Source organism: Pectobacterium sp. F1-1 (assembly GCF_025643735.1).
GTDB lineage: Bacteria > Pseudomonadota > Gammaproteobacteria > Enterobacterales > Enterobacteriaceae > Pectobacterium > Pectobacterium colocasium.
In genome coordinates, this window is the sequence record NZ_CP104733.1 from 2,362,916 (window position 1) to 2,378,127 (window position 15,212).

Consider the following 15,212-nt stretch of genomic DNA (forward strand, 5'->3'; position numbering starts at 1 on the left):
ACCCACAACGTGAACGCATGTCGGCGTTGCTGGCGAATGAAAAGATAATTACACCGGAGAACATCATGCATAAATTCACTAAGGCGCTGGCAGCAATCGGGTTGGCTGCGGTTATGTCACAATCAGCTATGGCTGAGAACGTAAAGCTGGGATTTCTGGTGAAACAGCCGGAAGAACCCTGGTTCCAGACCGAATGGAAATTCGCTGATAAAGCAGGAAAAGATCTCGGTTTTGACGTGATAAAAATTGCGGTTCCCGATGGGGAAAAGACCCTGAACGCGATTGACAGCCTGGCGGCCAGCGGAGCAAAAGGTTTCGTTATCTGTACGCCCGATCCGAAGCTGGGGCCTGCCATTATGGCGAAAGCACGCAGCTACGATCTGAAAGTGATTGCGGTTGACGATCAGTTCGTGAACGCCAAAGGCCAGCCGATGGACACGGTACCGCTGGTGATGATGGCTGCCACCAAGATTGGTGAGCGCCAGGGGCAGGAACTGTATAAAGAAATGAACAAACGCGGCTGGAAAGTGGATGAAACGGCCGTGATGGCAATTACCGCGAACGAACTGGACACCGCGCGTCGCCGTACCTCTGGTTCTATGGATGCGTTGAAAGCCGCTGGCTTCCCGGAAAAACAGATCTATCAGGTGCCGACCAAATCTAACGATATCCCCGGCGCGTTTGATGCCGCCAACTCCATGCTGGTTCAGCACCCCGGTGTGAAAAACTGGCTGATTATCGGCATGAACGACAACACCGTGCTGGGTGGCGTGCGTGCAACGGAAGGTCAGGGCTTTAAAGCCGAAAACGTGATTGGTATCGGTATCAACGGCGTGGATGCGGTCAGCGAGCTGTCCAAAGGTCAGGCGACAGGCTTCTTTGGCTCACTGCTGCCAAGCCCGGATATTCACGGCTACAAGAGTATCCAGATGCTGAATGACTGGGTCACCAAGGGCGTAGAGCCGGAGAAATTCACCGAAGTGACCGATGTGGTGCTGATCACGCGTGACAACTTTAAGGTCGAACTGGAGAAAAAAGGCCTGATGTAATCGTAATGTTGTTCACTTAAGCGTGGGTTTACGCCCTCTCGGGCTGCCACAAGTGGCATTTAAAATGCGTTTGCATTTTATAGGGGGAAACACGGTGATGAGGTTTCCGCAGGGATGCCTCGCACCGTGGTCGCCCCCGGTATCTCGATCCTTTGCTGATCGACGTTATCCGCGCGCTACCTGCATCGTTATGAGGAAACCGACATGACAGCACAGTCACCCTATTTGTCGTTTCATGGGATTGGCAAAGAATTTCCCGGTGTTAAGGCGCTTTCGGATATCAGTTTTTCCTGCCATGCCGGCCAGATCCATGCATTGATGGGGGAAAATGGGGCGGGCAAATCAACGCTGTTAAAGATCCTGAGCGGCAACTATTCACCGTCCGCGGGTGAAATTCATATTCAGGGTAAACCGGTGCAGTTTACTCACACGATGGACGCCCTGAATGCAGGGGTTGCCATCATTTATCAGGAACTGCATCTGGTGCCGGAAATGACGGTCGCTGAGAACATCTATCTGGGGCAACTGCCGCATAAATACGGCATGGTGAACTACTCGCTGCTGCGTTATGAAGCCAGGCTCCAGCTACAGCATTTGGGATTGGATATCGATCCTGATACGCCGCTGAAATACCTGTCCATCGGGCAATGGCAGATGGTGGAAATCGCCAAGGCGCTAGCCCGCAACGCCAAAATTATCGCTTTTGATGAACCGACCAGTTCGCTGTCTGCCCGTGAAATCGAGCAGCTTTTCCGTGTGATTAAAGAATTACGCAGCGAAGGCCGGGTCATTTTGTATGTTTCGCACCGGATGGAAGAAATTTTTGCACTGAGCGATGCCATTACCGTGTTTAAAGATGGCCGCTATGTGCGCACGTTTGACGATATGCAGCAGGTGAACCATGAGTCGTTGGTACAGGCGATGGTGGGGCGTAATCTGGGGGATATCTATGGTTATGCGCCGCGTCCGCACGGCGAAGCGCGTTTGACGCTGAAAGACGTCAAAGCGCCAGGTGTGAAATCCACGGTCTCTCTGAACGTCAAGCAGGGGGAAATTGTCGGGTTATTTGGTCTGGTAGGGGCGGGCCGTAGCGAACTGATGAAAGGGTTGTTTGGGGCGACCAAAATCACCGGCGGTCAGGTGCTGCTGGATGGTAAGCCGCTGGTGGTGAATTCCCCGATCGATGCGATTCGTCAGGGCGTGATGCTCTGCCCGGAGGATCGTAAGGCGGACGGTATCATTCCGGTGCATTCGGTGCGTGACAACATCAATATCAGTGCGAGGCGTAAAAGCCTGAAAGCCGGTTTTATTATTAATAATCAGTGGGAAGCGGATAACGCTGCGCAGCGTATTGACGCGTTGAACATCAAAACGCCGTCCGATGAACAGCTGATTATGAATCTTTCCGGCGGAAACCAGCAGAAAGCCATTCTTGGGCGCTGGCTGTCTGAAGAGATGAAAGTCATTTTGCTTGATGAACCTACGCGCGGCATCGACGTCGGCGCGAAGCACGAAATTTATCATGTCATCTATGAACTGGCGAATCAGGGGATCGCGGTGCTGTTTGCCTCCAGCGATTTACCAGAAGTGCTTGGGCTGGCCGATCGGATCATTGTTATGCGCGAAGGTGCCGTCTCCGGCGAACTGCTGCATGGCGATGCCACGGAGCAGAAGGTGCTCAGTCTGGCGATGTTACGAACCCCCGATATCGAATCTGCGGTTGCCTGACCGCGAAGGAGCAAAATAATGTCAACGGTTACGTCTGCAACCTCAGAGAAGAAGACCGGCAGTTCGGGGTTATCCCGCATTTGGGATAACTACGGCATGCTGGTGGTTTTTGCCGTGCTGTTTCTTGGCTGTGCGATATTTGTCCCGAATTTCGCGACGTTTATCAATATGAAAGGGCTGGGGCTGGCAATCTCCATGTCCGGTATGGTGGCCTGCGGGATGTTGTTCTGTCTGGCTTCTGGTGATTTCGACCTGTCGGTGGCCTCCATCATTGCCTGCGCAGGGGTGGCCACGGCGGTGGTGATCAATATCAGCGAAAGCCTGTGGATCGGTGTCAGTGCCGGGCTGCTGCTGGGCGTGGCGTTCGGCTTGCTCAACGGTTTTGTTATTGCCCGTTTGAAGATTAACGCGTTGATCACCACGTTGGCGACCATGCAGATTGCGCGCGGGCTGGCGTACATCATTTCCGACGGTAAAGCGGTAGGGATTGAAGATGAGCGTTTCTTCGCGCTGGGCTATGCCAACTGGTTGGGTTTGCCTGCGCCAATCTGGATCACCATTGGTTGCATGATTGTGTTTGGCCTGCTGCTGAACAAAACCACCTTTGGCCGTAATACTCTGGCGATTGGGGGCAATGAAGAAGCGGCGCGTCTGGCCGGGGTGCCGGTTGTGCGTACCAAGATTATCATTTTCGCTTTGTCCGGTTTAGTCTCCGCCGCCGCGGGGATCATTCTGGCCTCGCGTATGACCAGCGGCCAGCCAATGACCTCCATCGGGTATGAGTTGATTGTGATTTCTGCTTGTGTGCTGGGCGGCGTGTCGCTGAAAGGCGGGATCGGTAAAATTTCTTACGTGGTGGCTGGCGTGCTGATTTTGGGGACGGTGGAGAACGCAATGAACCTGCTGAATATCTCTCCGTTTGCCCAGTATGTGGTGCGCGGTCTGATTCTGCTGGCGGCGGTTATCTTTGACCGCTACAAACAGCTGGCGAAGAAAACGGTATAAATGCCCGTGCGGCAGGTGAGTAAGCCTGCCGCGTTCTCTCCTATTTCTCTCATAATTAGCGTGTACCGGAGGCTCGATGTATCACCGTATGGCGCATGAATCTCAGCCTAATCCGCTGCTGCCGGGATATTCGTTCAACGCTTACCTCGTGGCAGGCCTGACGCCGATTCTGGCAGAAGGGCCGCTCGACTTCTTTATCGATCGCCCCGATGGGATGAAAGGCTACATCATTAATCTCACCATGAAAGGACAAGGACAGGTCTTTGATGGCGATGAGACTTTTTTCTGTAATCCTGGCGATCTGCTGTTGTTCCCACCGAAATCGAAGCATTTTTATGGTCGCTCACCGAGCAGCGACTGCTGGTATCACCGCTGGGTCTATTTTCGCCCGCGCGCCTATTGGGCAGATTGGCTGGAGTGGCATACCAAAAGCAGCGGTATTGGCCGCATGAGTCTGCCGAATAATCAACTGCTGCTGGAGTTCGACAGGCTATTTGCCAATATTGAGCAGACGCAGCGTTCCGGGCGGCGTTTTTCCGAAGAGCTAGGCATGAATCTGCTGGAGCGTCTGTTGCTCAGAGCGATGGAAGAAGACCCACAGAGCCCGCAGAAGATTATGGATCCGCGCGTAATAGAAGCCTGCCAGTTTATTACCAGCAATCTGGCTGGTGAACTGCGTATTGATGAAGTGGCGCGGCACGTTTGCTTATCGCCGTCGCGGCTGGCGCATCTGTTCCGCGAGCAGGTGGGGATTAATATCCTACGCTGGCGTGAAGATCAGCGCGTGATTCGCGCCAAACTGCTATTGCAGACGACGCAGGAATCTATCGCCAACATTGGCCGCGTGGTGGGGTATGACGACCAGCTCTATTTTTCACGGGTGTTCCGTAAGCGAGTCGGCGTCAGCCCCAGTGATTTCCGTCGTCGCAGCAGTGAAATCAACTATCCGGCAGCCAAAACGTTGCCCGTAGCGTGGGGAGAGCGGATGCCCAATGCCGTAGGCGGCTAACGAATCAGATTCCCCTGACTCTTATCCCTCTCTGCAATCTGGCGGATGACGAGTATATACTGAGTGAGAAATCACAAAGTCAAACTACGCTAAGGGGAATCGTCATGAGTGAGACCGTTCGTGTTGGGCTGCTGGGCTATGGTTATGCCAGTAAGACATTCCACGCGCCGTTGATTGCCGGTACGGCAGGTATGGAGCTGGTGGCTGTGTCTAGCAGCAGTGCTGAAAAAGTGCATGCGGATTGGGCCAATCTGCGAGTAGAGAAAACCCCTCAGGCGTTGTTTAACGATCCCGATATTGACCTCATTGTTATTCCTACCCCTAATGACACGCATTTCCCGCTGGCGAAACAGGCGCTGGAGGCGGGTAAGCATGTTGTTGTCGATAAACCTTTCACAGTGACGTTGTCACAAACCTATGAGCTGGGTGTGGCGGCTGAACGGGTCGGAAAGGTGCTTTCTGTTTTCCATAACCGCCGCTGGGACAGCGATTTTCTGACGCTGAAGCAGCTACTGTCAGCGGGAACACTAGGGAATGTGGTGTACATGGAATCACATTTCGATCGTTTCCGTCCTGAAGTACGTCAGCGCTGGCGTGAAGATGGCAGCGAAGGCAGCGGGATCTGGTACGATCTGGGGCCACATTTGTTGGATCAGGCGCTGGAGCTGTTTGGCTTGCCGGTAGCGATTCAGGTGGATATGGCGCAGCTAAGGCCGGGCAGTAAGGCCACAGATTATTTCCATGCGACGCTGATTTACCCGCAACGTCGGGTTGTCCTGCACGCCAGCATGCTGGTGGCGGCGGCCTCTGCCCGCTATACCGTGCATGGCACACGCGGCAGTTTTGTCAAATATGGCCTCGATCCACAGGAAGATCGTCTGAAAGCGGGTGAACGTCCGCCGCTGGCCGATTGGGGACAGGATAAACGTGATGGTGTGCTGACGTTATCGCACGACGGCATCATGGCGGAGCAAACGATCGCCACGATTCCGGGTAACTATCCGGCGTACTACGCTGCCGTGCGCGATGCGCTGCTCGGTAAGGGAGAAAACCCCGTCAGCGTACATCAGGCCATTCAGGTGATGGAACTCATCGAACTGGGGCTGCTTTCTCATGAGCAGAAAAAGGCCGTTACGCTGAAAAATAGCTAGATTTATTGCGTTTTATTCCAGATAGTTAACGGTTTGTTTAAACAGGCGAGCTTAGGATCGCCGTAGGCTACTGTTTTTGGGCGATCTTCGGGTCGCCCGTCTTGTTAGAGTGTGAAGTAGATCGATAACAGGCTAGGGGAAAGGTGTCAGGCATGGGGTGGTTACAACGGTTACGCATTGATAAGTTCTTATTGGTTTTGATTCTGGTCGTGGCGACGGCATCGGTTCTTCCTGCTCAAGGCATCGCGAAGGTTTTCTTTGAAAATCTGACAACAGCGGCGATTGCTCTGCTGTTCTTTATGCACGGCGCGAAGCTGTCGCGTGAAGCGATTACCGCCGGTATGGGGCATTGGCGTTTGCATCTGGTGGTATTTGCCAGCACGTTTATTCTGTTTCCGCTGCTGGGCATCGGCATGAGTCTGCTGTCACCGGTGGTGCTGACGCCGACGTTATATCTTGGCTTCCTCTATTTGTGTGCGCTCCCTGCAACGGTGCAGTCGGCTATTGCGTATACCTCGATGGCTGGCGGCAATGTGGCGGCGGCGATCTGTAGTGCATCTGCATCCAGTATTTTAGGCGTGTTTCTTTCGCCGATTCTGGTCGGTTTGTTGATGCACACGCAGGGCGGAGAAACGGATACGCTGCATGCTATCGGTTCCATTATCATGCAGTTGATGGTGCCTTTCGTGATTGGCCATCTGTCTCGTCCGTTGATAGCTGGCTGGGTCGATCGCCACCGTAAGCTGATTAATATCACTGACCGGTCATCCATTCTTTTGGTGGTGTATGTCGCTTTCAGTGAGGCGGTTGTGCAAGGCATTTGGGGACAAATCAATTTCTGGTCATTGCTCGCAGTCGTGGGTTGTTCGATGGTGCTGTTAGCGATTGTGCTGGTGGTAAATACGCTGGCTGCCCGCAAGTTGGGCTTTAACACCGCGGATGAAATAACCATCGTGTTCTGTGGTTCGAAGAAAAGCCTGGCGAATGGGATCCCGATGGCTAACGTGCTATTTCCTGCCGCAGCGGTGGGGGCGATGGTGCTACCGTTAATGATTTTCCATCAAATCCAACTGATGGTGTGCGCCGCATTGGCTCAGCGTTATGCTAAACGGCTACACAAGGAACAGGAGCCTCATCAGTAAGGGATTATCGGTCTCTCTGACATACAAAACGCCCCCGGTCTGTGTAAGGCCAGGGGCGTTTTGCTTTGTCGCCATCACTTGTCACAATCGTTTGTAACTACATCTGGGACGTGAAGCAGAAACAGTGGTTGATTAGTTCACACCATTCCTCTGCGACCCCTAGCGACTGAATTCTGTAACCCATTGGAAACAAAATTATGTCAAACGGCTAACCTTTGTTAGCCGTTTCTTCATGCACATTGATATGACGTTATCAGGCAGCGCCGCGTTTCCGCAGAACCTTTTCACGTAGTTGCTGTTTTTCCTGCTCGCTGATAAACGCAATATTCAGACCATTTTCCTGCGCTTTACGGGTTTCTACCGCTGTCAGGCCAGCAAGTGGTGCGGCGATCTCATATTCGTGGCGGATCTCTATGCCCTGAACTGCCGGATCATCCGTATTGATAGTGGCGGGGATTTCATAACGCAGGAAGTGGATGAGCGGGTGCTTATCCAGAGATTCCACCGTACTGGTCTGAATGTTGGATGTCAGGCAGGATTCAATCCCGATTCCCTGTTCTGCCATGTGTGTCATCAGATGCGGATCGATAATGGCGGTCACGCCGTGTCCGATACGCTCCGCCCCCAGATGATTAATCGCCTGCCAGATACTTTCCGGCCCAGCCGCTTCACCTGCGTGAACGGTGATGTGCCAGCCGGCATCGCGAGCCTGTCGGAAATGGGACGTGAATAACGCACCAGGGTGCCCCAGCTCATCGCCAGCCAGATCGAGTGCGATGATGTGGTCACGCTGGGACAGCAGGGCGTCCAGCTCTTGTTGACACGCCTCGGTGCCGAATGTCCGGCTCATGATGCCAATCAGGCGAATGTCGGTATCGAAATCACGGCAGCCCGCAGTAATGCCGTCGATCACCGCTTCAACCACGCCAGCAACCGGAAGCTTATGGTTCATCGCCATATAGTAGGGAGAGAAACGCAGTTCTGCGTAATCTAATCCGGCTTTCACGGCATCTTCAACGTTCTCATAAGCAACGCGGCGACAGGCGTCCAGTGAACCGAGCACAGCCACGCCCCAGTCGAGTTTTTGTAAAAAGCTTACCAGATCAGGCTCATTTTGGGTGACCTGAACGTGAGGGCGAAGCGCTTCAAGATCGCGGGCAGGTAACGTGACATTGTACTGGTGTCCGAGCTCCAGAATACTCTGGGCGCGGATATTGCCATCCAAATGGCGGTGGATATCCGTCAATGGCAGGTGTAAATCAATCATAATGTTATTGTCTGATTACTGTTTTTCGTACGACAAAGTATAAAAAGAAATCGTGGTAAATAGCCAATTGTAACCGCTGAAACCCGAACGCCCTGGACAATCATTGAGCAAAAACAAACTGTTATTGCTTTTCCTGCCCCGTGTCACGTGCGTTCAACTTAGGAATTACACGGATATAAATGAGTTCGCTGAGCAGTTCCACCAAGGTTTGGCTGACGATGACGGCGGGAAGGAGCGGCAACGCGCCCGGTATAGCCAGCGCCAGCGGCAAGATAACCAGAGAATTACGCGTGCTGGCACTAAAGGCTACGGCGCGTCCGCCAGTAGAATCCAATCGGAACGCGCGACCAGTGAACCAGCCGAGTAGCGGTGCCAGTAGCGCGAAGAGTAGGTAAAACGGTATCGCAAGCAGTACTGACGTCCAACTGGCGCGCAATTGTGGAATCACCGCCGCAACCACGATAAACAGCACCAGCGCGGTAGCCGGGACGGGAAGATAGCCCAATCCATCCGACAATGCCGACATCGTGCGCTGACGTGCCGCCAACCATTGCAGAAGCGCGGCCAGCGCTAAAGGCACGGCAATCAGCCAGATAAACGCGTCGATAAAGAGCGCGAAGGTGACGAGTCCGGCGGCGTCGCTGCCGAGAAACAGCGTCAGGTAGAACGGCAAGGCCAGCATTTGCAGCAACAGTAAAATAGGCGTTGCAGCCAGCAGGCGTGCGGCATCAGCTCGTCCCACGTGCGCGAAGGTCACCACGTAGTCAATACACGGCGCGAGTAACACCAGTATGATGCCTAGCCTGACCAGCGGCTCGTCAGGGAGAAAGGGTAACAGCGCCGCGACCAGCAAGGGAATCACGATGAAGTTGGCAACGAGCAATGCGCCGATGAATCTGAGCTGCGTGATGCTTTTTCCGATCGTGGTCAGCGGGACTTGTAGAAACGTGACAAACAGCATCAGTGCCAGCGCCGGATTAATCACGACATCCCATTGCTCCGTTTCCGGCAGCACCCTGGCCGTTGCCATCGCCGCTATCACAGCAACAAAGTAGATCGCAGCCTGATGGGATTCCAGAAAGGGTTTTAACGCGGACATGGCGTAATCTCAAAATCAAACTGAAGAGGCGGGCAGAAAAAACGGTGGCTGAACGGCGGCCACCGTGTGTATTAGCACGTAATATTACCGTGTGTCGGCTTATTGCGCAGGGGGTGGTGTAACGGGTTCTTCCTGCGCGCCAGGCTGTGATTCTTCACCTTCTTCCGTTGGGACGGAGAAATAAGGCGCGATGAAATCGGCCAGCGAAATTTTGTTGCCGTTGAAGTCAATTTGACCATCGGCATAGTGCAGCGAGCTGGTAATAGCGTTGTCTTTCGTGACGCTCAACTGGTTCTCCTGACCCATCTCGGCCATCATGGTAACCTGCTGTTTCGCCATGTCCTCCAGCTGTTTTTGCTCTTCCGCATTGGCCGTTTTGGGGGCGCTCAGAACCATTAATTCCGTCAGCATATCCAGCGGCAGATTGAGTTTGGCATCGAGTTTTTTGACCGACTGACGAATGATTTTTTCTTCGTCAGATACCGCTGATTCAGCGGCTTTATCCGTGCTTTGCAAGGGATCGGTTAAATCCAGCGCCAGTGTGAACGTCCCTTCACCTTTGCTGTTTTTCCAACTGATCGGGGAGATAGCAATGTTCGGGTTGCCTTTCAACAGCTGCGGCAGGTATTGCAGAACAGACATGACAACTTCGTGCTGATACGTGTCGGGATCCATGGCGGCCGGATCCTGTAACAGCTTCTGCACTTTTTCCTGATAGGCGGTGAGGAATTGCTTGGTGCCCGCGCCATCAAGCTGTGAGATAGACATGTTTATGTTACCCGAACCCAGATTGCGGTCACCGATGATTAACGAGCCCAGCGTCACAGCCATGTTGCCCGCCAGGTTTTTGTCATCTTCCGTTGCGCTACTTTTTAAAGAAAAATCGTTCAACGTAACGGGTTCGCCACCTTCTACGGTAAACGTCATCGCTTTAAGAGTCAGTGCGCCATCGCCTAAATCAAGATCGAATTTGCCTTTTTGATTGGTTCCCTTAATGGAGAAATCGGTGATATCGACGTTCTCTGTCTGGCCCCAGGCATTTTTCCTTTCCATCTTCACGCTGCTGATGGTGGTGTCCAGCTTGCTGCTGCGCAGGTCATGCCCGATATCCACCAAGGCTTCCGCACCGCTGAAAGAGAATTTCTGTTCTGGCGACTGGTGGTCAATCGGTGCCAGCGTAACAAGTGATTGTGTATCACCGTTGTAAGCGACGCGAGTTTCCGCCGTAAAGAACGGTTTGTCTTTAGTCAGCTCAAACCAGGCTTTGACGGCTGGCGTGTTGGCTAACTCGGTATGGACAGAACCCATTGCCGGTAACAGGTTGAATTTCTTGAGATGTGCCAGCGGGAATGGGCCGTGAGACACCGTTTCGTTGAAGACCAGTTCTTCACCGGATGCCAGGAACTGGGCGCCTTTTGCTGTGCCGTCTGTCTGTAAAACATAGGACAGCGTGCTGCTGAATACACCGCCCTGATAGTCGCGATAGACGACTTTCAATCCTGCGTTAGGGTAGGACTGCTTGAGTTTAGTATTCAGCGTATCGGTAAAACCATCAATCTGCTGAGCCAACTGCTTGCCGGTGTACCAGGATGCGCCGGTCCAGACGGCACCCAGAGCAACAATAACGCCTACGGCGGCTAACGACTTCTTCATTTTTATTCATCCTTTAGTAAAAAAATGCGCGTTTTCAACGCGAAACGCAGGTAACTATCAAGCAATTAACCACCACGTAATTCACTATCACCGCAATGTGAAACGCGATGTGCGGGTAGTGGCAGTGTGGGGAACAAGTTATCGGTTAAATACGCGAGCGAGACGTCCCTGTCCCTCAACCGTTATCGGTGACTCATTGGCGGAAATAAAGCAGGATTCTCCCGGACGTAGCGAGAGCCGCTGCTCATTTTTTTGCAGGACGGCGTGGCCGTCAACGCAAAAGACAATCGCGGCACTGTCCTGATTGAGCGTTTGCGGGCTCTGGCTCAGTTCGTGCAGCGAAAAAGCAAAATCATCAACAGGGATCGGGAAACTGAGTTCATTACCCTGTCGACGTGGCGTTGTCAGCAAGTGGTTTGCGGGTTTGGCTTCAAACACGACATTATCCAGTAGCTCTGGAATATCAATGTATTTCGGCGTGAGCCCGGCCCGCAGTACGTTATCCGAATTCGCCATGACTTCTAATGCCACACCTTTCAGATAAGCATGTGGCGTTTGCGCAAACAGGAACATGGCTTCGCCAGGCTGAAGCGTAATGACGTTCAGCAACAGCGGGGAGAACAATCCGCTGTCATCGGAATAGTATTGTGTAATCGCGCGGATGGTTGCCCAGGGCTCGTCATTCTGACTGTTTAGCGCGGCTTTCAGCACGCCGATCGCCCGTGTTTTTTGCTCACCGTCCATACTCAACAGGTTGGCGAACAGCATGGCGAGATTCTTCGCGTCAGGCTGTTGTAAAAACGCTGTGATTGACGGATGTGCGTTGGCAACCGGCTCCAGCAGGCGCACAATTTCAGATAATTCTCGGAACCCGTTCATGGCCTGAAAAGGGGTTAATGCATAGACCAGTTCCGGTTTGTGATTGGCATCTTTGTAGTTTCTTTCGGCCGCATCTAGCGGGATGCCGGCGGCATTTTCTTTTGCAAAGCCTTGTTCTGCCGCTGTTTTACTGGGGTGAACCTGAATAGAAAGTGGCTGTTCCGCGCACAATACCTTAAACAAAAAGGGCAGTTCGCCGAAACGTTGCGCGGTGGTTGCGCCAAGATGCGTCGTTACGTCTTCGGCAATAACGTCCCGCAGATTACGAGTGTCGCCTTTTTCATCAATAATCGTCGAACTACTTTTAGGATGGGCGCCCATCCACAGTTCTGCCATAGGTAAATCGTTAGGATTATCAATGCCGTATAGCTCGGTTAAGGCGTGTTTACTGCCCCAGGCATAGTGCTGGACGCAGTTGAGCATTTTTTGCATGTCGGCTTCCTGCTATTACATTAATTGTTAATTTCTGTGATGCTAGCTGTTAATTACTTGAGTGATTATGAATACACTGCATCTTCTTCGCTTCATGGTAATGTTTTATGTAGCGCGATACCAGACAGTGTTAGTCGACCCGTACGTGTTATCAGGCCAGTGAGTGTTACCAGAATAGGCCCAGCGATGTGATTCAATGTCTTCTACTAGTTAATTGTGTATTTTTAAGGAGGAAAAGTAATGAGCACGACGCGTAGTGAAAAAGACTCAATGGGACCGATTGATGTTCCTGCCGAACGTTTATGGGGAGCACAAACGCAGCGGTCGCTGGAACACTTCCGTATTTCTGAAGAGAAAATGCCGCGTGCGCTGATTTATGCATTGGCGCAAACCAAGCGCGCGGCGGCCCGCGTCAACATGGATCTCTCGCTTCTGCCTGCCGATCGGGGAAATGCGATTATTCAGGCGGCGGACGAAGTGTTAGCCGGCAAACATGCTGGGGAATTCCCGTTAGCGATCTGGCAAACGGGATCGGGCACGCAAAGCAATATGAATATGAATGAGGTGCTGGCTAACCGCGCCAGTGAACTACTGGGGGGAGAGCGGGGTAATAATCGACTCGTTCATCCCAATGATGATGTAAACAAAAGTCAGAGTTCCAATGATGTCTTTCCTACGGCGATGCATGTCGCGGCCGTGGTTGCGATCAACGAACATCTGATTCCTGAATTGAAGGCGCTACACGCCACGCTGGCGTCGAAGGCTGAGCAGTTTAAGGACATCGTCAAGATTGGCCGTACGCATTTACAGGACGCGACGCCGCTGACGCTGGGACAGGAAATCTCTGGCTGGGCCGCGATGTTGCAGCATAATCTGAAGCATATCGAAAACAGCGTCCCGCACATTTGCGAGCTGGCGCTGGGCGGCACCGCCGTTGGTACGGGACTCAACACGCATCCTGAATATGCGGTGCGTGTAGCGGCGGAATTGGCGAAACTCACCGGTCAGCCGTTTGTTACTTCACCGAATAAATTCGAAGCGCTGGGGACCTGTGATGCACTGGTCCACGGGCACGGTGCCTTGAAAGGGTTGGCCGCATCGTTAATGAAGATTGCCAATGATGTACGTTGGCTGGCCTCTGGCCCGCGCTGTGGTATCGGCGAATTGAGTATTCCTGAAAACGAACCGGGTAGCTCCATCATGCCGGGCAAGGTCAACCCGACACAGTGTGAAGCGCTGACAATGTTGTGTTGTCAGGTGATGGGCAATGATGTTGCCGTGAATATCGGCGGGGCGTCCGGCAATTTTGAGCTGAACGTGTACCGCCCGATGGTGATTCATAACTTCCTGCAATCGATTCGCCTGCTGGCTGATGGCATGAAGAGCTTCGATGAGCACTGTGCGGTGGGGATCGAACCGAATCGCGATCGTATCAATCAGTTACTGAATGAATCGCTGATGCTGGTGACGGCGCTGAATACGCACATTGGTTATGACAAAGCGGCAGAAATTGCCAAAAAAGCGCACAAAGAAGGGCTGACCCTGAAGGCCGCCGCGCTCAAACTGAACTACCTGACGGAAACGCAGTTTGATGAATGGGTTCGCCCGGAAGATATGGTCGGTAGCCTGAAAAAGTAATGGCGCGGTAACTAGCGCGTTATCCCGCAGCCTGCTGGTGTTGAACAGCAGGCTTTTTTCATTCTGGAGCATCGGTATACAGGTGCAAACGCGGTATCAGCAGGCGAAGTTCGGCCGCTTTCGGTTTGTGTTTATGCTTGATGTTGTTGGCGTCATAAGGATTCAGTTCGCCGATGATTGGCACATCACCGCCGGATTCCTGCTGGCAAAGCACCAGTAGGGGAGACGGGCAGGGATGCTGAACCTGTTTCTGCTGTTCGGAATACCACACACGAGCGATGGGCTGCACTTTCACCGGGCGTTTGATTTTCAAGACGGCGTCTTCCGGTAGCGGCAATACCGCGTCAATTTCCTGCTCGATATGCTCAACCCATTGCGCTTTGGTATACGGCGCCGTGTGTTTTGCAGCATTGCGGCTTTTGGTCAGTTGTTCCAGCAGTTCCCCGCGCGTCATATTTTTGATGACGTGTTTATTCGCCCAGCCAAAGCGGACTGACGCCGGGTTTGTAATCAGCGCTAACGACCGGTAAGCGCTAAGCGTGATCAATCCTTTCAAGTGCGTGTGGACGAATTCAAAGCGCTGTTCCGGCTCCAGCCCGGACTCGACGGTAATAATATGTTCCAGCTCTTTTTTCAGCTTATTAATTTCCGCGATGAGTGACTGTGCCTGCTGATATTGTGCGGCGCTTACGCCAAAACAGAGCGCGCCGGGTAAACGAATCGCACTTTTACTGCTGAGCGTTTCTGGGTAGTGGTGAATGAACAGACGCTGAAAATGCGCCAACCCTTTATCGCGTGCCTCCTGCCCGACGTACTGTGTTACCGCGATATGCTCGATCGGATCATGCTCCGCGCCTTTTTCCACCGGGGGAAGGGAATAGACGCGGCCTGCCAGCAACCGATACTCGGCAAACTGTTGTTGCATCAGGGCAAGTTTCTTCTCTAGCATCTGAAAATTGTGGTTCATGCGATCGATTAGCGTGTAGCGATTCATCATTTACATCTTTTTAGTTACAACATACTTATAGTTATACTCATAAACACACACTTCAGCAATCATGAATATCATCGGTTTTAACAGGGCTGGTGGGGGAAAGACAAGTGAAGTGGGCAGGAGCAGCACGGAGTTTACCTGAATGCAGGTAAACTCCGGTAAGAAA

General features: G+C 52.7%; 12 protein-coding genes. 7 read left to right on the forward strand and 5 right to left on the reverse strand.

All coding sequences use genetic code 11. The features are described 5' to 3' along the window. Positions 1-65: 65 nt before the first annotated feature. The 6 genes from NAL19_RS10400 to NAL19_RS10425 all read left to right on the forward strand — a co-directional run bounded on the left by NAL19_RS10400 (position 66) and on the right by NAL19_RS10425 (position 7,084). The gene (locus tag NAL19_RS10400) at positions 66-1,049 is read left to right on the forward strand and encodes an arabinose ABC transporter substrate-binding protein (protein WP_180741018.1); all 984 of its coding nucleotides are present in this window, start codon (positions 66-68) and stop codon (positions 1,047-1,049) included. 204 nt (positions 1,050-1,253) lie between these two features. Then, the gene (gene araG, locus NAL19_RS10405; RefSeq protein ID WP_225084668.1) at positions 1,254-2,777 is read left to right on the forward strand and encodes an L-arabinose ABC transporter ATP-binding protein AraG; all 1,524 of its coding nucleotides are present in this window, start codon (positions 1,254-1,256) and stop codon (positions 2,775-2,777) included. A gap of 18 nt (positions 2,778-2,795) precedes the next feature. Further along, complete coding sequence (gene araH, locus NAL19_RS10410; protein WP_225084669.1) at positions 2,796-3,782, forward strand: L-arabinose ABC transporter permease AraH; 987 nt, start codon at positions 2,796-2,798, stop codon at positions 3,780-3,782. A 76-nt stretch (positions 3,783-3,858) separates the two neighbouring features. Continuing rightward, positions 3,859-4,791: an arabinose operon transcriptional regulator AraC gene (araC, locus tag NAL19_RS10415; protein ID WP_263059614.1), complete on the forward strand. Its 933-nt coding sequence runs from the start codon at positions 3,859-3,861 to the stop codon at positions 4,789-4,791. A gap of 104 nt (positions 4,792-4,895) precedes the next feature. Continuing rightward, a complete protein-coding gene (locus tag NAL19_RS10420) occupies positions 4,896-5,942 on the forward strand; it encodes an oxidoreductase (protein ID WP_263059615.1) in 1,047 nt (348 codons plus the stop codon). A 152-nt stretch (positions 5,943-6,094) separates the two neighbouring features. Beyond that, on the forward strand, positions 6,095-7,084 hold the full coding sequence (locus NAL19_RS10425; protein WP_263059616.1) for a bile acid:sodium symporter family protein: 990 nt from the start codon (positions 6,095-6,097) through the stop codon (positions 7,082-7,084). Between the two features lie 253 nt (positions 7,085-7,337). Here the strand turns inward: NAL19_RS10425 and add are convergent, their stop codons facing one another. The 4 genes from add to manA form a co-directional block, all read right to left on the reverse strand. Continuing rightward, the gene (gene add, locus NAL19_RS10430; protein WP_263059617.1) at positions 7,338-8,351 is read right to left on the reverse strand and encodes an adenosine deaminase; all 1,014 of its coding nucleotides are present in this window, start codon (positions 8,349-8,351) and stop codon (positions 7,338-7,340) included. Between the two features lie 121 nt (positions 8,352-8,472). Then, positions 8,473-9,450: an arsenic resistance protein gene (locus NAL19_RS10435; RefSeq protein ID WP_263059618.1), complete on the reverse strand. Its 978-nt coding sequence runs from the start codon at positions 9,448-9,450 to the stop codon at positions 8,473-8,475. A 99-nt stretch (positions 9,451-9,549) separates the two neighbouring features. Continuing rightward, positions 9,550-11,103, reverse strand: coding sequence for a YdgA family protein (locus NAL19_RS10440; protein WP_263059619.1), 1,554 nt, complete (start codon positions 11,101-11,103; stop codon positions 9,550-9,552). Between the two features lie 138 nt (positions 11,104-11,241). Then, complete coding sequence (gene manA, locus NAL19_RS10445; RefSeq protein WP_263059620.1) at positions 11,242-12,414, reverse strand: mannose-6-phosphate isomerase; 1,173 nt, start codon at positions 12,412-12,414, stop codon at positions 11,242-11,244. Between the two features lie 240 nt (positions 12,415-12,654). Between manA and fumC the strand changes: the two genes are divergently transcribed. Continuing rightward, positions 12,655-14,052 (forward strand): class II fumarate hydratase, encoded by a 1,398-nt coding sequence (gene fumC / locus NAL19_RS10450; RefSeq protein ID WP_263059621.1) that lies wholly within the window; start codon positions 12,655-12,657, stop codon positions 14,050-14,052. Between the two features lie 58 nt (positions 14,053-14,110). On the opposite strand, the gene tus is transcribed toward fumC, so the two are convergent. Further along, entirely contained in the window at positions 14,111-15,046 is a 936-nt protein-coding gene (gene tus, locus NAL19_RS10455) for a DNA replication terminus site-binding protein (RefSeq protein WP_263059696.1), read from the reverse strand. Positions 15,047-15,212: the final 166 nt, after the last annotated feature.